General features: G+C 53.8%; 16 protein-coding genes and 1 tRNA gene. 6 read left to right on the forward strand and 11 right to left on the reverse strand.

All coding sequences use genetic code 11. The annotated features are described in order from the left end of the window. Window positions 1-765 (forward strand): hypothetical protein (locus D6783_01590; protein ID RME53542.1); only part of this gene is annotated, 765 nt, incomplete at its 5' end. Between the two features lie 9 nt (window positions 766-774). On the opposite strand, the gene D6783_01595 is transcribed toward D6783_01590, so the two are convergent. Continuing rightward, window positions 775-1,293: a hypothetical protein gene (locus tag D6783_01595; protein ID RME53543.1), complete on the reverse strand. Its 519-nt coding sequence runs from the start codon at window positions 1,291-1,293 to the stop codon at window positions 775-777. A 402-nt stretch (window positions 1,294-1,695) separates the two neighbouring features. Between D6783_01595 and D6783_01600 the strand changes: the two genes are divergently transcribed. Beyond that, complete coding sequence (locus tag D6783_01600) at window positions 1,696-2,100, forward strand: hypothetical protein (GenBank protein RME53544.1); 405 nt, start codon at window positions 1,696-1,698, stop codon at window positions 2,098-2,100. Between the two features lie 108 nt (window positions 2,101-2,208). Further along, the gene (locus D6783_01605) at window positions 2,209-2,607 is read left to right on the forward strand and encodes a hypothetical protein (GenBank protein ID RME53545.1); all 399 of its coding nucleotides are present in this window, start codon (window positions 2,209-2,211) and stop codon (window positions 2,605-2,607) included. Window positions 2,608-2,661: 54 nt separating this feature from the next. Here D6783_01605 and D6783_01610 read toward each other — a convergent pair whose 3' ends face one another. Continuing rightward, window positions 2,662-4,011 (reverse strand): signal recognition particle protein, encoded by a 1,350-nt coding sequence (locus tag D6783_01610; protein RME53577.1) that lies wholly within the window; start codon window positions 4,009-4,011, stop codon window positions 2,662-2,664. A gap of 252 nt (window positions 4,012-4,263) precedes the next feature. On the opposite strand from D6783_01610, the gene D6783_01615 reads away from it, so the two are divergent. Beyond that, window positions 4,264-4,776: a hypothetical protein gene (locus D6783_01615; protein ID RME53546.1), complete on the forward strand. Its 513-nt coding sequence runs from the start codon at window positions 4,264-4,266 to the stop codon at window positions 4,774-4,776. Between the two features lie 95 nt (window positions 4,777-4,871). Here the strand turns inward: D6783_01615 and D6783_01620 are convergent. The 5 genes from D6783_01620 to D6783_01640 all read right to left on the reverse strand — a co-directional run bounded on the left by D6783_01620 (window position 4,872) and on the right by D6783_01640 (window position 9,365). Beyond that, a tRNA-Asn gene (locus D6783_01620) sits at window positions 4,872-4,944 on the reverse strand. 206 nt (window positions 4,945-5,150) lie between these two features. Then, the gene (locus tag D6783_01625; GenBank protein RME53547.1) at window positions 5,151-7,064 is read right to left on the reverse strand and encodes a hypothetical protein; all 1,914 of its coding nucleotides are present in this window, start codon (window positions 7,062-7,064) and stop codon (window positions 5,151-5,153) included. A gap of 94 nt (window positions 7,065-7,158) precedes the next feature. Then, entirely contained in the window at window positions 7,159-8,454 is a 1,296-nt protein-coding gene (locus D6783_01630) for a hypothetical protein (GenBank protein ID RME53548.1), read from the reverse strand. A gap of 38 nt (window positions 8,455-8,492) precedes the next feature. Further along, entirely contained in the window at window positions 8,493-9,128 is a 636-nt protein-coding gene (locus D6783_01635; GenBank protein ID RME53549.1) for a hypothetical protein, read from the reverse strand. A gap of 6 nt (window positions 9,129-9,134) precedes the next feature. Beyond that, entirely contained in the window at window positions 9,135-9,365 is a 231-nt protein-coding gene (locus D6783_01640) for a hypothetical protein (protein RME53550.1), read from the reverse strand. 39 nt (window positions 9,366-9,404) lie between these two features. Here D6783_01640 and D6783_01645 point away from each other — a divergent pair, with 39 nt between their 5' ends. Continuing rightward, a complete protein-coding gene (locus tag D6783_01645) occupies window positions 9,405-9,650 on the forward strand; it encodes a hypothetical protein (GenBank protein ID RME53551.1) in 246 nt (81 codons plus the stop codon). A 34-nt stretch (window positions 9,651-9,684) separates the two neighbouring features. Here the strand turns inward: D6783_01645 and D6783_01650 are convergent, their stop codons facing one another. From D6783_01650 to D6783_01665, 4 genes are read right to left on the reverse strand one after another with little or no spacing between them, the layout of a single operon-like run. After that, window positions 9,685-11,028 carry a hypothetical protein gene (locus D6783_01650; GenBank protein RME53552.1) on the reverse strand — a complete coding sequence of 448 codons (1,344 nt, stop codon included), beginning with the start codon at window positions 11,026-11,028 and terminating at the stop codon, window positions 9,685-9,687. A 5-nt stretch (window positions 11,029-11,033) separates the two neighbouring features. Further along, window positions 11,034-22,424, reverse strand: a complete 11,391-nt coding sequence (locus D6783_01655) for a hypothetical protein (GenBank protein RME53553.1) — start codon at window positions 22,422-22,424, stop codon at window positions 11,034-11,036. 49 nt (window positions 22,425-22,473) lie between these two features. Beyond that, on the reverse strand, window positions 22,474-22,701 hold the full coding sequence (locus tag D6783_01660; GenBank protein ID RME53554.1) for a hypothetical protein: 228 nt from the start codon (window positions 22,699-22,701) through the stop codon (window positions 22,474-22,476). Further along, window positions 22,698-22,922 carry a hypothetical protein gene (locus tag D6783_01665; GenBank protein ID RME53555.1) on the reverse strand — a complete coding sequence of 75 codons (225 nt, stop codon included), beginning with the start codon at window positions 22,920-22,922 and terminating at the stop codon, window positions 22,698-22,700. Before D6783_01665 ends, D6783_01660 begins: the two co-directional genes overlap by 4 nt. Before the next feature lie 670 nt (window positions 22,923-23,592). Here D6783_01665 and D6783_01670 point away from each other — a divergent pair. After that, window positions 23,593-23,781, forward strand: coding sequence for a hypothetical protein (locus D6783_01670; GenBank protein RME53556.1), 189 nt, complete (start codon window positions 23,593-23,595; stop codon window positions 23,779-23,781). The last annotated feature ends 48 nt before the right edge of the window (window positions 23,782-23,829 follow it).

The raw sequence follows: 23,829 nt of genomic DNA on the forward strand, positions 1-23,829 counted from the left end.
CGCGTATACGACCCAAGCGACGGAGCGCCGACCTCTTCGCTCGTGTACCACGCACTCGGCAACAAAGACGATCTCTGGATCGCCGCGGCAGGCACCGTCAGCGACTGGCACCTAGGCCCTGTTGCTGACCTGTTCGCCAAAACCTACCCTGACCTCCTCAACACGAAAAGCAAAAACGTTGCACGCGTCATTTACACCACCCCCCTCGGAAAACTCATCCGCATCATCACCTTCTCCATTAAAGGAAGAGTTTCTGACATGATGACCTCCGTTAAAATTCTCACACGCATAGCCACCCCTTACGAACTCCTCGAGCAAGAAACGCCCAGGGCGCGCTTCCTCCTGCACAAGTACGAACGCATCAACAAAGAATACCAGTCCCTCCTCCAAACAGCACTCGAGACACGGGCAAAGCACAACCTCTTCACCTTCACCTACAAGGAAAAAAACACGTCCTTCACCGCAGACTTGAGCAATGAACTGCTCTTTCGAAAAAAAGGAAACGTCATTCTCGTAGCAAGAGAAGCAGGCGACCTCTTTATCTTCTCCCTGCGCGTCCCTTACACCTTGCACGAGAAGGAAGGAATCAACGCGCAAGAACTGTTGCACGCGGCAATGAAGGGGCTGGACGGGAGCGGCGGTGGGCATCCTACCGCGTGCGGAGGGAGCATTCGAGCTGCATCATTCGACCAATTCACGACAAACCTGAGAAGCATCCTTGCTAAACAATGCAAGAAAACGACAGGAACAGAACAGAACAGCTAAGCCGCCTCGTCATCCTCCAAGCAACCGCTCCTCAAGCGTGTCCAACTGAACTGCGTACTTGCTAAGCAACTTCGAAAAATGCGAAGAGTACGCACGGGTCCGTCCGGAGCGCCCCGCGCCCGCCTTCGAACTGGCAGGAAGCTCGGCAAGGTGCAAATACCCCCTCGCGCGATTCATAAACAACCTTGCGCGCTCCTCCTCGCGCTTCTCGCCTTGAGCGGCAACGGCGCCGCGGCTCCTCAGACATTCCACATACGTCAACACAGCGTAAGCCCTGCTCATGAAGAAGTACAATTGAGATGATGGATGAACAACGTCGCCGCACAGCTCCTCTGAACGCTCACCGAGCAAGATGACTTCCCAAGCAAGCTCTTCTGTCTTTTGAGTGAATTTTTTTTCGAGGAGTTCACGGTTGAGCGCCTTCGCATAGCAAAACGCGGCTCTGGCGTAGTGGTTTGAGCGCTCTGCCTCGTTTTCTTCTTGACGGGCCAGATTGACAAAGAGCTTTCCTGCTTCCTCACCACCCATTTCTTCGCAAAGCCGAGCAAGTGAAGCCATACCTGTTCTTTCCTCCTACTGTTCTTCTTTTCTCTCCAAAGGCGTGTCGTTTTGAAGTGTTTTTGGCACGCTCTTTCCCTTTTTAATTCTGCGCTTTTTGGGCGTTTTCCCATCCGTTTTTCATGAGGCAACGAAGCCCCACCCCCAAATCTTTTTTGTTACTACTAAAAAATAATCAAAACCGAAAGATTTATATACTAGTGCCACTATACAGTAGCTACGTTGCGGGGTTTTGATCCCTCAATGTGCACGCGTGCGTGAAGAGCACGATTCTACCACCTCACCACCCCTCTTCGTCTCTTCACGCGTGCAACCTTTTTCAACAAACAAAAAACGATAAACAAAAAAAACACTTGCTCCAAACCAACGAACATGCATTACAACAACACAACCAACCCGACCAACCCCTCTTATTCTCCGCTCTACGATTCTCCGGTCTACGCACTCATCATCGATGACAGATCAAGAGAACCTATTGTTCACATCAGAGAAGGTATCAAAAACGCTTGGGAAGACTTGCAGCAGGCAAAAAAGTTAGGCTATCAAGCACTTGTGGTTGTTGAAGCGCGCACTGCTGACGACATCAAAAAAGTCGCCGATTTGGCATCTCGTGTCGTCGAAAAATACAGAGCAATGGCTTCTTCTCACGATCAACCAGGCAATCAAGCAGACAAACAACAACCCTCTTCAGGCCAAGCACTCCGCTTCCCCATTCGATGCAACGCATCCCAACTCGAAAAGCTGCTCAGCACCCACAACAAAAAAGGAAGAACGTAACAAAACACCTTCTTATCAACACACCACCCCTTACTTCATCAACAGATTCTTACCAATATATCAACAAAACACATTCTTTAAAAATTCCAAAACATTCTCCTCCACGCTATGGAGCATCACCACCAAAAAAACACTACAGGAGCACACAAGCAAAAAAAGAACAAGGAAACCCGCAAAGAACAACATAAAGAAGCAACACGACAAGCGAAAGACAACAACAAACGCACACTCACCATCATTCAATTCCTCTTTGAAGTCATCGTCGCAGGAGGATTCCTCCTCGGCCTCATCCCCTTCGCCTACCTCTTTTCCGTATGGTTCGTCATTCCACTCACCATCACCAACCTCATTCTTTCCATCATTACGAAAAACGACACGTTCAATTACACACTTCCCAACGTCTTCCTTGCCTTCTTCAGCCTCATGCCCATCCTTGGCATCGCGGCACGCATAGCCGGAGTCATCTTCGCCGCGCTCTCAGCAGCCACCCTCTCCAAACAATTCTAAGAGGCCTTAAGCAACAACACCAAAAAACATCAAACCAAAAAAAACATTCAACACTTAAAACTTCGCAACCCCGCCCTTCTGAAGCTTTTGCATCAACTTCCGCACATCCTTCTCCGACCCGCCGCCGCCAAGCATCTTCACCAACTTCTTCGACTGCCGATACTGCTTGAGCAAGGAGCGAACCTCGGAAGGATCCACGCCTGCACCTCTCGCAACACGCCCAATCCTTGACGCGTTCAACTCCTCGGGCCGCTCAAGCTCCTCCCTCGTCATCGAATCCATAGCATAACGCCACAGCTTCAGCTTCTCCTCCTGCACCTTCAACGACTCCTTCGGAAGCGGCAACGAACTCATCCCCGGAACGAGCTCCAGCACCCTCGAGAGAGGGCCCATCTTGCGCACCGCCTCCATCTGCTGATACAAGTCCAGCAAATTAAAATCTCCCTTGAGAAACTTCCTCCCCAAGTCCTGCGCCTCTTCTTCAGAAATCGCTTCCCGAGCTTTCTCCAAGAGGCCCTCCAAGTCACCCATGCCAAGCAAGCGCCCCACAAAACGCTTCGGATCAAAAATCTCAAACTCGTCAAGCTTCTCCCCCACCCCGATGAACTTCACCGGCGCGCCCGTCACGGAGCACGCAATGAGCGCACCGCCCCCCTTCGCAGTGCCATCAAGCTTCGTAATAACGACGCCCGTCACGTGGCACGTCTCGTGAAACGCCTCTGCTTGGCGTTGCGCCGCCTGACCAACATCCCCCGCCATGACCAACAACGTCTCATCAGGACGCACCACCTTGGAGAGCCTATCAAGCTCCTCAATTAAATCCTCAGAAAGCGCATCCCTCCCCGCCGTATCCACAATAACCACATCAGCACCCTTCGTATCAGCGGCTTCAACAATCTTAACCGGATCCTTCGCTCCCTTGACTCCAAAAACAGGGACACCAATACGCTTCCCCAACTGCTCAAGCTGATCAAGCGCGGCCGGCCTCCACGTGTCCGTCTGAATCAACACCACCTTCAAACCCCGCTTCTTGTAAAAATGCGCAAGCTTGCCTGCCGTCGTCGTCTTCCCATTGCCAAAAAGCCCGACCAGCATAATAGTAAACGGCTTTTTTTGGGGGATCACACGTGGCGCCTCCCCACCAAGGAAGGACACCAACTCCTCATACACAATATTAATCAAGAACTCTTGTTTTGTCAACCCCTTCGGGCAGTCTTCCTTGAGGGCGCGCTCCTTTATCCTCCTCGTCACCTCAAACACGAGCTGGACATTCGCATCCGATTGGAGCAACGCCCGCTGAATATCCTTCACAAGCTCATTCACGAGCTTTTCATCAACGAAGAGCGACTTCGTAACCTTCTTGATCGTTGAGCGCAGCGACTCCCCAAGCTTGTCTAGCACCATACCAACCGCGAGGCAAGTCACCCACCATTTATAAATATTCACTGAAACCCGCCACGAACAGCCCCCCCTTCAACAAAAAAAATTCCTCTTTCGTTCCTGCGGTTCGCCTCAACCAAATAGCACAGTATTTAAAAAAAACAAGAACACCCTCTTCAGAGGAAGACGCATAGACGCTAAGAGAACAAGCGCGTACTTAAAAAAAAAACAAAAACTACCAAACAAAACAAAACACGACAACTGAGACGAAGAGCAATGGCAAAAATTTACCTCTTCAACCCCCACAGGCAACCACGCAGCCCCCACGCCATCGAAGGAAACGGCGAAATCCTCCCGTTCGACTCCACACGAAAAAGCGACAGGAGCGAACGCCTCCACTACCGCCTCCTGCTCCACGAACTAAAATCAACCACGCCCGAACAGGAGATGCCGTACCACTCCCGCAACCGCATACAAAACTTCTTCTTCGGCAAACACGCCTCCGCCCCGCCAGCAGTACCACTTAATCCTGAAGAACTGCTCGCCATAAGCATTGGAGGCGGTGCCGCGACGTACCTGCTCAGCGGCAGCATTCCAGCAGCGCTTCTCGTAGGCGCGGCGCCCTACCTCGCCAACACAGCAAAGAACGCCTGGCGCGCCTTCTTTAAGAAAGAACAACAACCAGAAAAACCAAGCGAAGACGCAGAGGAGCGGCAACTCGCCGCCCGCAACCCGCAGCCTTCCCTTCTTGAACGCATTCTCTTCGGAGACGAGGAAGATACGTGGTGAACACGTTCCACCCGCGAAGCACGGTGCGGAAAGCCAAGACGAGACTATAAAAAAACCAGGAAGAACTGCATTGCACAACACGTGTTGAAAAGAAGCGCCTCCGCCCGGATTCGAACCGGGGACCTTTCGGTTAACAGCCGAATGCTCTAGCCGCTAAGCTACGGAGGCTGACACGAACGCAAGAGCACGCACCCCATTTAAAAGCTTTGCTCTCAACAACCACCCTCGTCAAGGCATTCGTTCACTCCAGCAATTTTCCTTCCAAAAAAAAAACACAAAAAAACACGACGAGGTTACGTCTCATTCAAACAACCCGCCAATGACCCTCGCGTCCTCTTCACAAAACATCAACTCAGCCTTCGCGCTTTTCCCCATCACGAAGGACGCAGGTACGCACCCATGTACTTTATGAGGTAATACAAGCGAGTAATATCATAGTACACAAGCTCGCGCTGCGCCTCCGTCAAAGGATGATACAAATTCAAAATAGTAAGGTAGTGCCGCTTTGCTGGACCAATCCTTCCGAACTGCAAGGCAACGTACGTATTCACCAGCTCATACCGGATACGCTCAACCGCACTCGCACCCGCCGGGGCCTCCAACTCCTGCACTTCACGGCGCACCTCATCAAGCGTGTACTCCGCCGTTGAAACAATCAACGTCCTAAACTCTTCCAAGACGCACTTCAACACAAGCGGCAAATTCCCTGAACGCTTCTCAAGACCGGCAACCCTTCGCTCAAACAAGACAAGAAACTGCTTCAACGACTCTGGCACCGACGCCTTCTTCACCGCCTCCAAGAAATCTTCACGGGTAAAATCCTCCTCCAAATCCAGCGCGAAAAAGAGGTACTTCCTCGCCGCTTCAAACAAGCGTCCAGCATTATGGCTGAGCTGATCGATTTCACGCTCCAGCGCCCGTACCGCCTTCAACAATTGTTCCTTCTCCTCCTTGGACAGCAAGAACACCTTCGACCGCCTCCCCGAAACCCACCATCCAAGCAAAGCCAGCCATTGGCGAATCTTCCTGCGAAACAAAACATAGAACACCAGCAGAAACAAAAGAAGAACGAACAACACAAAGAGAGCAGTGGTGAAAAAACCCTCTGTTGGCTGTACCGGCTGAGGAAACTCAAGAAGAAGGCAGGGCGCACAAGGACCGCCACAATCCACGCCGATCTCCCCGCCATTCTGAACGCCATCATCACAGGTCGGCACGTATTCGCAAACACGCTCCGTGAACGGCTTGAGCACCTCAGAACCGCAAGCGTTCTTGTCATCGCACGACCTGAACTGCTTGTTCTCTGGCGTGCACGGGCCCCAATCAGTGCAGGACCAGTCTTCTTCACACTCGCCCGCACCATACACACACGCCCCTTTCAAGTAGCGCTCCACCTCGCACTCGTTCATGTCAATGCAGCGGCGCCACCTCGTCCCGTTCGGGAGGCAGGGAAGCCAATCGAGACAGTTCCATTCAGGATTGCACAAAGCACCTCCGCCACCTCCGCCGCCACCTCCACCACTACTACCACTACTGCCACCAGACGAGGCCTGCTGGGTGCACACAACCTGAACAGAAACCACGTTACTGTCTGCACTTAAGTTATACGGGTCCCACGCGGTGAACACGACAGGGTACACCTTTGCATCGCCCGTGCACGCGGGATGGGAGTAGCGAACCTCTGAAGAATTAAAAATAGTGACAGAAAGGTCCGGACTGTACGCCACGGTATACGTGAGCGGATCGCCATCGTAGTCTGCAAAGTAATCATCCAAGAAATACGCTGACAGCGACGTCCCCCCATCAAGCGTCACGTTGGGCACCGGCACTGCAAGGTAAGGAGGATCATTGATGTTCGACACATTAAAGCGGTACGTGTCGTTCACCACGCTGTTCGAGCAACCAGCGCCGTCGTCGCCAAAAATAATTGCCGTGTGATTCCCCACATGCGTCGCGTTCAGCGTCACATTAATAACACCCGACGAAGAAATGGTAAACACTGTCACGTTCGTGACGAACGAAGACGTGAACGTCAACGTCGCATTCTCAGGGTCGGACCCGTTCACAACACAAAAAAGAAAATCTCCCTGATCAAACGTCGTATTGCACGGGATCGTTATTGAAGGAGGATAATTAATACATAAGCGCGCCTCTCCTTGCGCTTCGACCGCCTTCCCAGCCACGTGCACGTGCGTGAAAAAAATAAGGAGCGCTGACTGGAGGACAATCATCACGCAGAAGAGCACGACCAAACCATTCACGAATCTCTGTGACTCATCCTTTTGCATCCTGCCTATTCCCCGCCCCTGAACATATTTAAATCTACCTCCTTTCACCCCTCTTCAGAGAAGCCACTCAAAAAAAACACCTCTTGCCCAAGCGTCATCCTGACTTTTTCTTGCGAAAGAAAAGCACGTACACATTAAGCAAGACAAGCAGGAACAGCACAAGGTACGCGACGCCTAAAGGGGATGCCAGTACTCCGAACACGCCGCCCGCGCGCTCTTCCTTTGGCGGCTCGACGACAGAGAACAACACATCCGACGTTGAGGTCTTATTCGCGTAGAAGAGCATGATCGTCGCGGGGTACTCGCCTACTTCAAGCCCGCGCGTATTCCAATACGTCGTGAGCACTCCGCGAGAAAAACCTTGCAGCGTTATCAATGGCGTCCTTATCACCTCGCCAGCAACGCGCACTTCTGCAAACACATCCCCAATATTCCCCTTCCAGTCACTCTCAACAATGATATCGAGCTGGTTAATCACTCCTTTCCGAAACACGCGCGTGTAGTTCACAACACGAACGTCGAGCTCGCCAACGCGAAACGACGCAGAAAGGGGCAGCGACAGCCCATCATAGAAGAGCAGGGCGGACGCGTGATAAGACCCTTTCTTCAGGTCTTTCGTCGGAATCGTAGCGGTTAGCGTTGTGCTCTTCGTTGCCGGAAGCGAAACACGGTCCGTCTCGAACGACCCTACCGCTTCCCCCTCAGGACCTGTCACGTTAATAATAGCAAAGAGGCGGACAATATGACTCAGCGTCCAGCTCTCCACCTGCACCCGCGCCTCGGCGGGCTCGCCCTGATTCACGCTGGAAACCTGCAAACTCGCCTTCACCGCTTTCTCAGGACCGAGGACGCGCGTAATAAACCCTGTTCTCACCGTGGCAAGAGCCGCAATCTGCACTGTCTGCTCGGGAGGAAGCTCCGCGGCGGCGATGAACGTCTTATACTGTCCCGGCTCCAAGCCGGGAGGATGAGTAATGTGCACGGTCACCTTGCGCGGACCACCATCAGGGGACGGGTCGTCAATCACGACGTTCTCACTCAACGCACCCTGGGCATACACGCTTATCCTCGGCGCATCCTCCACGGCGAGCTCGAAGGTAAACGTCTTGCCCGGCTCGTAGAGGAGCGTTCGCTGTTCTAAGGGCAAGCTCGTAATCTTCACCGCCGCTGCGGGTGCCGCCGCGCCCGCGACGAAGAACAACACGAGCAGCGCGGCCACTGCAAACAAAGGAAACCCGCGGCGAGAAAAACGCGAAAGGAGAAAACGCAGACACGCCAGCGAGGACACCAACCAGGACACCAACCAGGAAACACCGTGAAGGAGATAAAACAACCGACAAAAAGGAACGAATTCAGGGTCCTTGAAGTAATTGGCGTGCATGAGCCGCATTCTCCTCCTCACACGTGCCCCTTTCACCAAGCCCTGCTTTACGTGTCGTCACACACCGCTTCAATCGTCGCCTGGTGCGCTCCTGCATCAATCTCCTGCGAGAAATTCACTAACACCACAAACTTCATGGAGTCAGCAGTTTCCGGCGAGTACTGAAACGACGTGGAGCCACAATACACCGTACCGGGCTTGCTCGTGTTCACATCAACGAAAGCAGTATTCGTCAAGTTGCCGCAACTCCCAGACTCGTTGTCAAGACCGGCAATTTGGAACTGAGGAGACGTGCTCCCTGACAGGAACTGCGCCGCTGTCGCGTTCGAGTTCACATACACCGTCGCGTTCACATTCCCATTATTCTCCAAAATAAAGTCCTGACTGGGAGAGCTCAACCCTCCAGAACAACCACTGCCCGTCGTGCCGTTGCTCGTCATGTAACAACGCTGCCCTCCAGCAACGTACCCGGACCCGAAATCAACGAGATTGAACGAGCCGAACGTGCAACCGACCGAAGTCGTGACGGTCAGCGTGACATTCCCTGTTTGGTTGCTCGTCGCAGCCCCGGTCGGGGGGCCGGCAAACCGCTCCACTTGATTCAAGCTAAAAAACGTTCCGAAAAGGGATATCAACATCGCCGCGATCAGCAACAAGCCCAATGTTTTATTTGACACGTCCATTCTTCATCACTCCCCACTTGGTTTTTCAATAGTCAACACCACCTCACCTGTCGGCGGCTTTTGAATCGTCAACGCAACTTCTCCTCTCGCGACAGGGCTTACCCCTCCTGGTTGGGCCTGCCTTGCCGCCTTGATTTGCCCAAGCTCGTACGTCACCGTCATGACGCCAAGCACGGAAATGAGCAGGGTCAAAAGAACCAAGACAAGAATCGTTCTTCTCGAGATGTCTTCGGCCATGTGCATCTTCTTCGAATACCGCCTATTTAAACTTTTCTATTGACCATTATAAAGTCACAACGTCACAAAGGTTGCACAACAACACCCACGCCAAGAACCCGGCAGGCGCGGACGAACAACGGCGAGCAAAGCTTTGAAAAGAACAGAAAGGAAAACAAAGCACACCTCATCGAACAAACAGTTCACCTAGTCAACGACCAAGTCAACGAGGGCATCAACGACTCGCAAGAGCAAACCGAAGGAACAAAAGTCATAAAAAAAATCCCTTACAAAGGAACAAAATAAGCGTGCAGGCCTCTTCAGGGCTCTCCGATCCCGGCTACTTCTTTCTTCGGATGGAGAAGAAGAGCACAATATTCATCACGATAAGCACAGCAACCAGCAAGACCAACACGTTGTACGACGATCCCCCCTTCTCTTCCACGCCAACCACGCGGCCGGAAACGCCACCTCCCTTCACCACCGCCTCATCAAGGGAGAGAACGGTCTCAAACAGCCTGCTTGAAGAAGCGCCATCATAGAGCAAATCCAGATTCACATCGTACTCGCCCGGCACGAGGCCCTGCGTATCCCAATACGCCGTGACAACTTCTTCCTTGTGCGGCCGAACCCTGGTCGGGACCGTGCTAAACGTGCTCAACTCAGAACCCGAATCATCAATGACGTTCACCTCCCCCTCCACGTTCTCAATCGGCTCGTTCCAATCACTCTCCACCGTAAAGTCAAGCTTCGCAATCTCCCCAAGACGAAAGGAACGAATATCCAAACCTTTAATCCTGATGAACTTCCTCCCAATCGTGAACGCCTCGCCAAGCTTCTCCACCTCATCACTGTACTCCAAAAACACCTCAGCGTAGTACGCTCCTGGGTTGTGCTTCCCCTCCCACGAAGCAACAACTTTTCCTTCCTCCTTCGCGTCAAGCGAAATCATATTCGAACGCAACTCCACAATCTCCTCATTGTTCGCTCCAAGAATGCGAACGCGAGCGTACGCGTCTTCAATCCGTTCCGTCCCAAAATTAAACACGGAAATCGTGAACACAACAGGACTGTCCACCCCTCCCTCAGACACGTGCAGCTTTGCCTTCGCATACGTTCCCGGGTACGGAACGTTCACAATAATTTGGCTTGCAACACCGGCCGTCGCCGTCACTTGCGACGTCTCCGTCCTCGTGTTGAACAACAACCCCTGATCCTGCGTCAAAACAAAAACACCCTCTTCGTCAAAGTAATCCTCCGGGACGTGAAGCAACACCACCTTTCCAACGTGTTGCCCTGGCGAAGGCGCCTCATCAGGCAAACGGACCTTGACGGTGAACGTCTTCTCCCCCTCGTCCTGAGAGAGCGCAATGAGCGGCTTCTCAATGCGGATGCTGTCTTTGAGCTCTCCTTCTGCAAATATGATAGCATGAAAGTCCACTTTATCGTTGTTAATGACGCGGTACGTCAGCTCCTTCTCAAGACCGGGAGCGAAGTCAATACGCGTCCTCGCCGGCGCGATCCCAAGCGCTAACGCGTCCTCAGCCACGGCGCAGAAGAGCAGCGCTGATAGCAAGACAAGAAGTGCGAACGCCCCCAGCCGACGATCCAGCCGACGAGCTACCAACACCGAGCGCGCCCCCGCGCGCCTTACACGTTCCTTCCTTGTTCTTTCACCAATCATTGCCTTCACGACACCGGATACTCCGCAATGATAAACAACTGGCTTTGCTTTGCCCCGCCCGGTTCGTTGAGCGGCACTTCCACTCTGAACTCAACCTCGCCCTCATCACCTGCATCAACATACGAGAGGTTCTTGAGCACGAGCACACTCTCATTAGACACGTTCGTCCATGACGTCGCCGACGACCCCCACACAAAGCTCCCCGCCTCGGACGAGTTCCCCGCGGCGAACTGGAAATAACTCGTATTCAGCCCAACAGCATCCCACAAGCCATCAGAGGCGCGGAGAGAAACATCTGCCACGACGTTCCCGTCATTCCTCACGCCAAAGGGCAAAGGATTGTCATCGGTCGTGTCGTTGCTCTCCAGCACGTTCATCGAACCAAAGTTCGTCTCTGCATTCGTCAAGGTAATAATAACAGAGGACTGAATAGTGAAGTTAAAGATGGACGCCCACGCACTGCACCCTTCATCGTCACACGCCTGCACCGTCCAATTATACACTCTATCCACGCACAACTCTTCAGTCGTGTAGTTCGACTCGGAAAGGTTCGAGTACTGGTAGCTCGGGCAGACTGACTGGTTAATACTCAAGTTATACGAGAGCGTGTCCCCGTCGGCGTCGCTCGACGTCCAATTCAGATTCACGTTGCGCTCAAAAATGGACGTGTTGCCATTGGAGGGATACAGGAGTGTCGGAACATCAGGAAGAGTGTTTTGGATCGTGACGTTGTTGCTCTTTTTCTCCAAAGAGTAGAGTTCCCCATCATACCCTGTGACGTTGCACCACCACACCTCTCCTTTTGTCGTGTTCCCCGCCCCGAGAGTGAACACGTTCTCCTCGCCGCTCGTTGCTGAAACGCTTCCTGAAACGTTTGCGACACCATCCTTATACCACGTATAATTAATCCACAACCCTGATCCAAGACCATCGTCTGTCACGTTGACGGTGCAGTTCAAGTCGTCTGTCGTGTAGGGAGCGAGCGGCGTGACGTTCACGTACACCACCTGCGGCGCCTGGTTCGTGAGGGATCCGTTACAAAAATACGTACATAAAAACGCAGGGGATGAATTATCGCACCAATCACCGCTCCACGTATTCGAGTCGCCGTCGAACACGTCGTAGGCACCTCCGGACCCGCAAAACACGTTGGACGCCATTGACGATCCTGAATCGGCCGATGTGGCAAAGCGAATAGCTGAGGTGAGCGAGGAGGAAACGTTGTTGTTCTCAATAGTGTGCCCGGTCGACGTCCCGCTCACGTTAATGCCTACGTCGAAGTCGAGGATTGTGCAGTTTTTGATAGTGTACCCATCTGCTTCGGAAAGGTTGAACGCTACACTCCCTGCCGAGTCGTTTCCTTGCACAACACCGCCCCCGCAGTCAATGTATGTTTGCTCGTTCTGATCACCCGAGTCAAAACCCACAACGGAGCCGTTTACGAAAATGGAAATGTTGACGAATCGGTTTTGCGTGTTGATCGTTCCCTCTTCAATATCAACACCGGAGCTTCCCGACCCCGCAATAGTAACTTTGGTGAAGTTGTTTGAGGAGGTCCCGTCCTGCAGCAACACCCCGCTCGTCGAAAACGTCTGGCCGAATTGCTCGATAGATACGTTCACAAAGCGAGACTCCTTCACGAGGGATAGGTCAAGCCCTGCTCTATTGACGTTTTGAATGGACACATTCTCAACAAGAACACCGGTCAACGAACTTGAAAACCCTGTCACTATAACTCCTTCATCCCAACCGCGTATGATGCAATTCGAAACCGTCGTTTTCGAAGCTCGATAGATTGAAACACCATCGCCAAAGGCAGACGCACCCGTCAAAGTTCTTCCTCCACAATCGAAGCGGTTGTTGCTCCCGCCATCAAGTTCTACCCCTGAAGAGGTAGTAAGCCCGACAGAGACGGACGTGTTGACGAACTGATTGTTCGACGATGGGTTGCCTGAGGTGCCGACCTTTATTCCTTTTGCATCGACTGTTACGTTCACTTCGGAGAAGTTGTTGTTTGATGAAAGAGAAACAATCTCGAGTGCATACTCACTGCTAGAGCCCACGATGTCAAGATTGCTGACCGTGTTTTGCCCCGACGAGGAAAAACTAACACCTTTTGCAAGAGAAGCTCCAGTCATGTTCACGTCGATCAAGGAGTAGGTGTTTTTGTTCGATGATGCGCTTTGCAGCGCGACTGACGCGTGCGAAGTCAGCGTCAGGTTCTGAAAGGTGCTGTTCTCCGAAGACGTCACGAACACCCCAGTGCTAAAGTTCGATACAACGCAATTTTTCACCGACACGTTGTCATACCCGTTCGTCGTCACGCCATACCCGACATCCTCCCCTATGATAGCGTAGCCGGCACAGTCCAGCACGATGTTGTCCGCGCCAAACGTGATGCATGTGTTATTAAATGTGAAGTTTCTCGTCATCGTCACATCAGACGTGATTGTGTCACAGCCCTGCTCGATTGTTCTCGAGGTTGAATTCACGGCGCTCCCAACATCCGTCTGGTCCCTGGGCGTGACTTGACAGAGCCAGGACTCGCCCAATGCCGTGTTCGTGTATGACAAGGTCACCGACTCCTCCGTCCCGTTCGTCACCTGCACTTCCGAACTTGAGAAGTACGCACCGTCACGAAACCACGACACGTTGGCCAACACAACGTCGTTAGGATCAGCGTCTTCAATGATGAACGAACAGTTCAAATCCTCATGCGTCATTGGCGAGGCAGGCAGAAGGGTCACGCTCGTCACGTTGGGCACGTTGTTCGCCACGGGGGTTCCGTCGCACAAGTAAGAACACCACGCCCACCCCGCGCGCGAGTCGCAGGAGTTGTTCGTCCACGTGTTCGAGTCCGCGTCGTACGCGTCGTACGCCCCTCCTGAACCGCAGAAATAATTGTTCGAGAAGGTTGACGACGTCACAGAGCTCACACTCACATTCACGCCTTCCTGAACCGACGATGATACGTTATTCTCCTCGACAACACTCCCTGAACTCGTCCCCTCAAAGAACACGCCTTTTCCGAAGTCCTTCACCGTGCAGTTGCGCAGCGTCACGTCGTCGGCCGAGGAAACGCGCACGCCAAACGAGGAGGCGTCATCGTTGCCTGAAAGAACGCCCCCGCCGCAATCAATCTTGTTCGTGTCCGATGTTTCATCGCTCACATACACCGCAGCATACGCGCCCGTCAAGGAAATGGAAAAGTCTGTTACGTTGTTGCTTGAGGAACTCGCGAAAAAGACTCCGTTCCCGCTGAGGCTGGAGAGCGCAAAGGACGAGATTGCTGACGACGTGACGCTCGATAAGTAATACCCGTTCGCGCTCGAGCTGACATTCACGTTTGTAAACGTGTTGCCTGAAGAACTCGCCGCGTACACGCCCCGTGAGAAGTCAGTGATGGAGCAGTTCCCCACGGTTGTGCCGTCAGCGCTGGAGAGGTACACGCCGTACGTCCCGCCCGTGTCGCTTCCGTCGATAGTGCCTCCTTGGCAGTTGAAAACATTATTGTCGTGCAACTCTCCGTCCACGTACACGCCGTGGTGGCTCGCCCCCGACACGCTCACGGACAACCCTGTGACTTTGTTGCTCGTACTCGCCGAAGCGCCGGAAACGTAAACGCCGGCATCCGTCACGGATCCTCCCTGGACCGTCAAGGAGGAAAGGTTGTTTGACGAAGCGCCTTCGAGCCACACGCCGTAGAGGTCCGCATCGTTCACCGACACGTCACTGATGACTGACTGCGAAGAACCACTCAAGTAAACACCAACGTCGGACGCATTCACTGTCAAGGAAGACACTTGCGTCCCAGACCCCGCACCTGCGTAGACGCCATAGGTGAAGTTCACCACGGTGCAGTTCACAATACTCGTGGATGACGCATCGTTGAGGTAAAACCCGCCGATCGCGTTGGCAGAGCTCGGCGTTGAAACAACACCCCCCTGACAGTCAATAACGTTCGTAGCACTTCCCTGTGCGTCATTGAAAAACACACCATAATACGCAGCCGGATTGGCCAAAGCCCACGAAATGTTTACTCCCTCAAACCTGTTTGACACTCCCCCGCCCGACCCGAAACGAATCCCGTACTCCGTGTCAGCATCCCCCTGAACGACGATCTGAGAAAAATTGTTTGCTGAAGCGCCGTCTCGGAAGAGGATGCTGGCCTTCGAAGAATTTATCACGGTAATGGTCGTGAACACGTTGCTCTTCGCACCGCCGAGAACATCAACGCCTCTCGTGTTCGAAACGACAGTGACGTTCTCCACCACGCTCTGGTTCGTCCCGTCAAGCCACACTCCGCTCGTGAAATCAGAAATCACACAATGAGCAACGGAGATGTTCACCTTTCCCGACGCGTTAACCCCCCTCGTGAGGGGAGAATCGTCACTGTCAATAGTATGCCCTGCGCAATCCAACGCTATGCTGTCCGCGCCAAACGTGATGCACGAAGCTCCCGGACTGCTCAAGTCTGTTGAAAGCATTGAGTCGTTATAAATCGTTCCGCACCCCGAAATGTTCTGCCAGATGTGAGATGCGCTGGAGTTGAGAGATGATCCGGTGGCGTACCCGTCGCTCGGCGTCACTTGGCAGAGCCAATCCTCTCCTGCACCCGTGTTCGCTGCCGGGAGTGCGACGTCTTTTCTCGTATTGTTTAAGACAGCATACACCCCGCTCGAAAAGAGCGTTCCGTCCTTGAACCAAGACACGTTCGCCGAGAGGGAGTCGCCCGTGTTCGGATCGGTCACGATGAACGAACAGTTCAAATCCTGCGTATGATACGCCTTGGCAGGAAGAAGCGAAACCGACGCAACCGTCGGTGCCGTGTCGGTAACCGTGACCGTGTTCGACTGGTTCTCTGACGAATAATTCGTGCCGTCAAACCCTGTGACGTTACAGTACCATTGCTCCCCGTACGTCGTGTTCCCCGCCCCCAAGATGAGCGAGTACGCCGTCCCGTTCGTCACGCTAACCTGGCCTGAACTATACAGGGCGCCGTCACGCACCCAGGTGTAATTCGCCCAGAGGCCGCCGCCGCCACCGTCATCAACAATAGTGAACGTGCAGTTCAAGTCCGACGCGTTCTCAGGCACGGCCGGTGTCAAAGCCAAACTCTCCACCGAAGGCGGCTGGTTCGTACCGACAAACAACGAACCCTGCTCGCTCACCACGCCATACCCTCCTTTTCGGCACGTGATGTTATACGTTACTACGCCGCTTGACGAGAACGAGAAGTTACGCTCCCACTGCTGCGCCGACGCGTTCCACGTCAAGTTCACACTCGTACCGTTCGAAAAGTCCACCCTGCAAAAGTCCACCACGCCGAACACGCCCGCTTCTGACACGCCCGTCCCGGAAGAAACAGCCAAGAACTCTGCAACGCCGTCGCCGTCCCAGTCTTCAACGTCAAGCGAACGCTTCGCATCCAACGTGTTCACGTCGCTCGCGAGCGGGTAGGAAAACGACGCATTCATCACAAACGACCCATCATCAATAAGCCACGCCGTATTATCCCCTCCCGCCGCGAGAACCTCATCCACGCTGTCCAAGTCAACATCAAACACCTCCACGGACGCGACGTAGCCGCTTCCGCTCTTGCTCAACGACCACAACACATCCCCCGACTCATCCACCGCGACGAGCTTGCTCGTCCCGTTCTGGGCGAACACGTCATCAACATAGCCGTCACCATCAAAGTCGCCGGCGCCCATCTCCCACCCCACACCGACCGACACGTTCCACAGGCTCACGCCATCCTTATCAAAAGCACGCAAAAGCCCCGCGGTGACGTCGTGCGCGACGATATCGCTCCTCCTCCCGTCGTTGTCAATATCCACAATAGCAACTGCGCGGAACTCATTGGACACGTTCCAGAGTACATCGCCCGACGCGTTCATGACAAGCAAGTAATTAGCAGTCGCTGATACGAGCTCGTCGCCGGGCCATTGGTCAGAGATGTCCCACGCTTTGACCTCGTTGGGCGTTCCCAGCGACGCGGAAACGTCAAACATTTTCGTCCATGACGAGCCGTTCGTCGTTGCCGCACCTGCACGCCCCGTTGATCGAAGGGACGCGTAGTCATCACGGTACGTCCCGCCGTCAAGGTCCGCTAAGACTGCCGACAAAATGCCGCGGAACGAGAGCAGCTCAACCTGCGAGCCCGAGCCGTTCACGACCTTGAACTGATCAACCACTGTTGTGTACGCAAAATCATCCACGCCGTCCCGATCAAAATCGCCACGCTCAAGACCGCCAATATAATTTGAAGCATTCCACCGGTTGCTTCCTGACGCGTTATACGCTATCAGATTCCGAACGCCCGATGTCAAGTCGCCAATGACAAAGCCGTCCCGCGTCTTCGTGTGCGACGAGCTCCAAAAGAGCGCGTCGTGCGCTTCGTGCGTAAAGTTTTGAAAAAACAGCTTCCTCCCGAGTGTCTCATTGTTCTGTCCGAGGAAGTCCGCCGCGAAGAGCACTGACTCGTTCACGTCAGCACTCGACGGCGTCTTGTCAACAATGGAAGCAGTCAGGGAGGATATCGTCACCGCGGAACTGTTCTGCGAAACATTCACAAACCCATTATCAGCAGTCACTTCACACTTCCACGACTCACCCGGCGCCGTCCATCGCCGGTCAATGCCAAGCCTGCTGGTAGCGAGCGTTCCCTGCACAGAAGCATTCATCAGCCACGATTCGCGAGAACGCGAGAAGATCGTCCAATTCGCAGCGCTTCTATCCCGCCACCAACGCACCAGAACAGTGATGTTCGCGCCGTCTGACTGGGACACGTTGAACTCGCAAGAGAGAGAATCATTCGCGTACGGCGACGCTGGCGTGATGTTCACGCTGTCAAACACGGGCTGCGGGCCGCTGTGCACGGTCACGCTCCTTTGCTCTGTTTCATTCGTGTTCCCGCTCGCGTCGATCGCGTACGCCTTGAACGTATACGTCCCATTCACGAGGCCGGTAAAGTTATGCCTGTACGGGTAGGCACTCGCGTTCCACGACGCGTTGATTTCTTCAGGAGCGAGCACGCGATTATAGAGCTGCACCTCATCAAGAGACCCGTTGAGGCCCTTGCTCGTATCAGAACGGTACGCGCCAAGCACCAAGGGCTCCGTGTCCGCCGCGACGGACCAGTCAATCCCGATCTGCTCGGAGCCGAGGAAGACGCCGTTCTTGTAAAACTGCACTTCAGAACTATTGAACACAATACCCATGAAGACAGGCTGGCCTGCTGAGAAGAACCCTGCCTGCCCTGAGGAAACCCACTCCGCCGAGGCGTTGCTGAACGAAACATCCAAGTCCCCGTTCGTGCGGGCAATAACGTACCAGCCGCCTGTTCCGTTCTGGCCGTTGCTCACTACGACATCATCGGTCGCCGTCGGGTTCCACTCAACCCACGCGAGAAGCGAGCCCTCCTCCCCGACGCGGTACTGCGAAGCGTTTGAACAATCAAGCCGCGCCGAGCCGTCAAACACCCGCTTGCCACCCCGCTGGCCCATAGGCGACCACGACGACCCATAATCAGTGCATGCTTGCTCATAGGAAGACTCCTCCGTCACATCCGCGCCGCTCGTGAACTGCATCCACAACGCTAAGGTGCTGTTCCAATCAACCAAGACCGAATGGTCGCTTGCGTCGCTGGAGGAAACATTGACATAAACCGCCGTGCTCGCCTGCGTCCCCCCCGTAGGCGTGGGCGACACGAAGGAAATGGAAGGCGCGACCGTTTCTGCAACAATAACTGTCGTGCTCGACTGATTCTCAGAGGAGTACTCAGTTCCATCATACCCTGTGACGTTGCACCACCACTGCTCCCCTATTGACGTATTCCCCGCCCCGAGGATGACTGACGAAGCCGTCCCGTTCGTCACACTGACCTGGCCGGACACGTTCTTCACACCATCAACGAACCACGTATAATTAGCGAAAAGCGTATCCCCCACGTCTTCATCCGTAATGACAAAGGTGCAGTTGAGGTCCTGCGACGCATTCGCAATGGCAGGGGACAGACTCAGAGAAGCAACCACCGGTGCGTTGTTGTTGCGCACCCCCGCGCACGTCCAATAACAAATCGAACCAGGGCTCCCCGCGTCGCAGGAGTTGTTCGTCCACGTGTTCGAGTCCGCATCGTACGCGTCGTACGCCCCAGACGAGTTGCAAAAGAAGTTGTTCTCAAGCACGCCGCCAGAGCTCCCGATGTCGGCAATGTTCATGCCGTACCCCGTGCTTGACGAAACATTATTCCCCCGAATACTCGCTCCCGTCGCGCTCGTGGAGAGGTAGATGCCATCGGCGAAATCCGTGATGGTGCAGTTCCCAATAGTGATGCCGTCAGCACTACTAACGCGCACGCCGTTCGATCCCGACGAGTCGTCGCCGTCAATGAAGCCGCCCGCGCAGTCAAAATAGTTGTTATCGCTCGCGTCATTATTGACCAGGATGCCGTAATGGTTCGCCCCGTTTATGGTAATGTTGAAGTTCACGAAGGAATTGTTCGCGTTCCCGCCCGTCTGAAGACGAATGCCAACATCTCCCACGGCCCCGCCGTCAATCCTGACATTGGTAAAGTTGTTTCGGTTCGATCCGGTCGTGAAGCTCACCAGCTCAATACCGTACAACGCGTTGCGGTCTGCCGTGATATCGTCAAAGACGCTGTCCGTCACTTTACGAACATACAACCCGTCTTGGCTGTTGTCGCTCGCGACGATGCCGGACAGGTTCAACCCGTTCGCGTTGTAGAGGTAGAACCCGTGGTTCGTGTTTCCCGACGCGTTGATTGACTGCATAGCAATATTGTTTTCGCTGTCGACATAGATGCCGTGCGTGTTACTCGTGGCGGTGAGGTTAACGAGAAGCGAGTCCTGAGACGGCACAACCCCCCGCTCAAAGTCCTTGACGATGCAGTTCTGCACCGTGCTCACCCCGCCGAACGCTACGTAAAACCCTCTCGTCCCGGCAGTGTCTGCTCCCAGGATGGTGCTGTCTTGGCAGTCGAACAAGGTATCGTTCGCCGATGTACTTGATACGTACACAGCATACGAAGTGCCGGTGTAATTCATTGAGAGGTTCACAAAACGATTCTTATCCCCGCCTTCAAGCCACACCCCGTACGTTCCTGATGCAACAATGTCGATGTCGGTGAAGTTGTTCTCATCAGAAGACCCTCCTGTGAGGTGCACGCCGTACGTGTCGTTAAAACTGGACAGCCCTGTAACGGCGTTGCGCGCCGAGTTCGCAAAGTCAATGCCGTACGTGTTCGACTCGGTATAGATGTTTTCAATAATGTTGTCATTCGCGTACGCTCCTGAAGAGATGCCTGTCGCGAAGTCTTTGATGTTGCAGTTCTTTATCGTGACGTTGTCCTGCCCGTTGATGTCAATGCCGGAGGTCGAAGCGGTGTCGTTTCCCACAATCCAATAGCCGGCACAATCCAGCGTGATACTTCCCGCGCCGATGGTGAAGCACGTCGAGCCGTTCACGGAAACGTTGCCTATCAGCGTCGTGTCCTGCGTTATCGTCCCGCACGATTGATTGAGCGTGATGTTCAGCCCCGCATAGTCAAACAACGCGCCGTTGTTGAGGGCGCCATTGTTCTTCACATAGACACGCACCTTCACATCGTTAAGCTCAGAAACGGTGTCCACAACGCTGGAGAGATCGCACGCGTAGGTCGTGTACGACGTCGCAATATTGGACGCGACACACATTTGCTGCCACGCGCTTCCGTTCCACCACGTGAAGTTCAAATCAATTGTCGTGAGTGATGTCGTCTTATTATACGACCACACAGACGTAACGTTCTCAATCCCTACCAATCCGTTGAACGTGTTCGTCCAGTTCACCTGAAGGTACGAACCACTCTGCGTTCCTGACTCAAGAATGTTGGCGTATGCAGCATCCCTTGACGTGACGTTGGACGTCACCACACCATTATCCCCTAAGGCTGCTGTACTATAGGCGAAGGCGTAGTCCGGCTCTGATTCCGCATCTCCTTCTCCGTATGCCGGGTCTTGTGGCGTGAGGGGGAACGTGTACGCCTCGCCGGGCGTGAGGCGCATCACCGCTTCCCACCGCCCCGTGCACACCTTCCCCGCAAAGTCATACTCCTTGCACTTGAAAAGCCGCCTCCCCTTTGCAACCGCCGTCACGTTTGCAAGGGAGAAATTCACCCGTGTCGGGTCGATCGCGTAGGACTGCAAGAACGGCCTGCCCAGCCACTCGCTGCTCACGTCATCAAGCCCTATTGTGAGGTTTTCCTCAAAGCGCGCGTCTGCAAAGACGATGCGCGCAACGGGCATCTTCTCCGGGAGTACCTCGAGTGCGTAGCGAGCGTTTCTCTGCGGAGAGGAAACAACCCGTCCGTCAGGCGCCAAGAACCGAACGGTAGCATTCGTCTCCTTCACCGCACTCGCGATAGTCACAATGCACGAGGGGCACGCTTCAGCGCGGGCCTTCACTGTCTTCAGCACCTGCCTCTTCTTCCCTAAACCCGCGCCCTGCGCACTCCGAATTGTGATCCCTTGCTGATCTTGCCGCTCACGCACCCCGCTCTTTGTTCCTTGAACCCCTCCACGAACTCCTCCGGAGTCACGCGCCTGCCCAACCGACGCTGAAGGCCCTTCCACGTGAACGGTGAACACTTCGCTCACAATGAGATGGTGCAAGTCAGACACGTACACGAACGCGTCATACGTGCCGTTGCGCACCGCCGTGACGAAGAGCTCGCTCCCCTTCACGCTCAAGAGCAGCCCTGGCGACCCGCTCACATCGTAAAAGAGAACATCCCCGTCAGGGTCGCCGAAGAAGCGGGAGAGATCGACCCGCACCGTGTCCCCCACGGTGAGGTTGTGGTCAGGAAGCGAAAACACCTGCCGCGGAGGGGTGTTCACCCCGATAAAACGATACTGGACACTCTCGATATGCACGACTTCATCAACGCCTTCCACCCTCAACTGAAGAGGCGTTCCCGCAAACGTGCACGCCTCGCCGCACGCGTTCCGAATAAGCAGCGGCCTTTGCAGTGCTTGCGTACCCGACGCGTTCGCGTTCGCCGAAGCATGCTTGTAGAGCAGGTACGACTTCCCAGGCGTGTCCACCCATACCGTAAACGGGGCATCGTAGAGCACGCGCGCATTCAAAGAAAGCGCCTGGACCGCTGGCAAGTCCAACGCGATAGTTCCGCTGCCCGTAATCGTCTTGCCAATAAGCACTGTTTCGTTGCGCACAACCTTCTTGGTGAAAAAGCCCGTCGTGCCCCCTGGCGAGAACAACGGCAGAGAGAAGAGTGAAATGAGCATGACTGCAAAGAGTGCTGTTATCAGGACTGGCTTTTGCCACCGCTCCCACAACGCCCTCGCTTCAAGGCGGTGGCGAGACTCCTCGAGCATGCGCTCTAGCTGCGCATTGCTCTTCTCAAGACGCCGCTTCCATTCCTCGTCACGCCTCTGCGTCACGCTCCACCTCCTCCCTTTTCTTTTTCATCCGGTGATACACGGTCCACACGGTGCGGTCATCACGGTTGAGCAGCTCGGCAATTTGTGCAAAGGTCAAACCACGCTCTTCCTTGAGGAATGCAACGAGCGACTCCATGACAGAAAATGTTCTGTCGCGAAAAATAAATGAGGGGATGTTAAGGCTCTTGTCTGCAAAGAGCCTGCGCTTCATCGGCAACCCTCCACGCACCCTTCGTTCATGGGTGCACTTCGAAAGAAGAAGAACACGTACTTGCACACGTTCGGGCATAACGCTCGCTGGCGTGCTTGCTGAGGGAGGAAAGAAAAGAAACTTGCAAAGAAACGAGCAGAGAAACGAGCAAACCCTGTTGCTTCTCTCCCTTCTTTCTGCGCCTTTCTCGACTCTTCCGAGCCAACAACTGCTTGTGTCATCGCTGTCGTGATCACCACACCATCATTCCTCGTCCCTGCCTGCTTACCTGCTGTGCGATAGCTGAACTGAATTCTTGCTTGTCTTCGTTGCTGCGTGAGGCGTCCTTGCTGTGACGTTCCTGCAGCGTTGGTTGCTGGGCTTCAATGCAAACCAACCCACCAGTTCAGAGCGATCTGGACGCTTGCCTTTTTTGTCCGGCAACCTGTACACGCAGTAGTGCAAAGCTCGTACAAGCCCAACACAACATACTCACATTGTAAGGGTTCTTTATATACCTTTTTATTGTGAATTCCTTCACATGCTCGGAAAGCGCCCCAAACCCCCTTAGAAGAGAAATTACTTACAATGTAAGTAATACACGTATTTATTGGCGCGAAACGAAACAAAACCACACACAAAAACAAAAAGTAAAAATTACCTACAATGTAAGTATACAACCAACTCAAACGTATTTTTGTTCTATATAGAAACATAATTGTTAGCGCCAGAAGCTTTATAAATTACACATTCGCAAAAAAACTTAGTTAACTAAGTTAGCTAAGTTAGCCAAGCGTTTGGTTCCGAGTTTAGCACCAAAAAACCCCCCAAAACAGCACCATCAAATACATCCCCCTCACACTATCACAACACAATAACAACGAACATAATAACAAAAAACACCAACAAAAAATGGTCAACATCAACATCTCCATCAGCGACGACCTCCACCAACAAATCAAACTGCAAGCAACCCTTGCCAAACGCACCCTCAAGGAACACATCATCACCCTTCTGCAAGCACGGGTTCAAAAAGAACTCCCACCACACCAGCCAAACCCAACAAAAAAACAGAACCTGACACTCAGCAAGCGACGCTAAACGAACCAACAACAACAACCCCGCCAGACAACACCCGCACAAACACAC

The organism is Candidatus Woesearchaeota archaeon, assembly GCA_003694805.1.
In the GTDB taxonomy this organism is placed as follows: domain Archaea; phylum Nanobdellota; class Nanobdellia; order Woesearchaeales; family J110; genus J110.

Bases quoted from the DNA above. Each gene is read 5' to 3' on its own strand.
- D6783_01615 (RME53546.1), top strand. From the start codon at position 4,264: ATGGCAAAAATTTACCTCTTCAACCCCCACAGGCAACCACGCAGCCCC.
- D6783_01655 (RME53553.1), bottom strand. From the start codon at position 22,424: ATGCTCGAGGAGTCTCGCCACCGCCTTGAAGCGAGGGCGTTGTGGGAG.
- D6783_01670 (RME53556.1), top strand. From the start codon at position 23,593: ATGGTCAACATCAACATCTCCATCAGCGACGACCTCCACCAACAAATC.
- D6783_01650 (RME53552.1), bottom strand. From the start codon at position 11,028: ATGATTGGTGAAAGAACAAGGAAGGAACGTGTAAGGCGCGCGGGGGCG.
- D6783_01610 (RME53577.1), bottom strand. From the start codon at position 4,011: ATGGTGCTAGACAAGCTTGGGGAGTCGCTGCGCTCAACGATCAAGAAG.
- D6783_01635 (RME53549.1), bottom strand. From the start codon at position 9,128: ATGGACGTGTCAAATAAAACATTGGGCTTGTTGCTGATCGCGGCGATG.
- D6783_01600 (RME53544.1), top strand. From the start codon at position 1,696: ATGCATTACAACAACACAACCAACCCGACCAACCCCTCTTATTCTCCG.
- D6783_01630 (RME53548.1), bottom strand. From the start codon at position 8,454: ATGCGGCTCATGCACGCCAATTACTTCAAGGACCCTGAATTCGTTCCT.
- D6783_01660 (RME53554.1), bottom strand. From the start codon at position 22,701: ATGAAGCGCAGGCTCTTTGCAGACAAGAGCCTTAACATCCCCTCATTT.
- D6783_01665 (RME53555.1), bottom strand. From the start codon at position 22,922: ATGACACAAGCAGTTGTTGGCTCGGAAGAGTCGAGAAAGGCGCAGAAA.
- D6783_01605 (RME53545.1), top strand. From the start codon at position 2,209: ATGGAGCATCACCACCAAAAAAACACTACAGGAGCACACAAGCAAAAA.
- D6783_01625 (RME53547.1), bottom strand. From the start codon at position 7,064: ATGCAAAAGGATGAGTCACAGAGATTCGTGAATGGTTTGGTCGTGCTC.
- D6783_01595 (RME53543.1), bottom strand. From the start codon at position 1,293: ATGGGTGGTGAGGAAGCAGGAAAGCTCTTTGTCAATCTGGCCCGTCAA.
- D6783_01640 (RME53550.1), bottom strand. From the start codon at position 9,365: ATGGCCGAAGACATCTCGAGAAGAACGATTCTTGTCTTGGTTCTTTTG.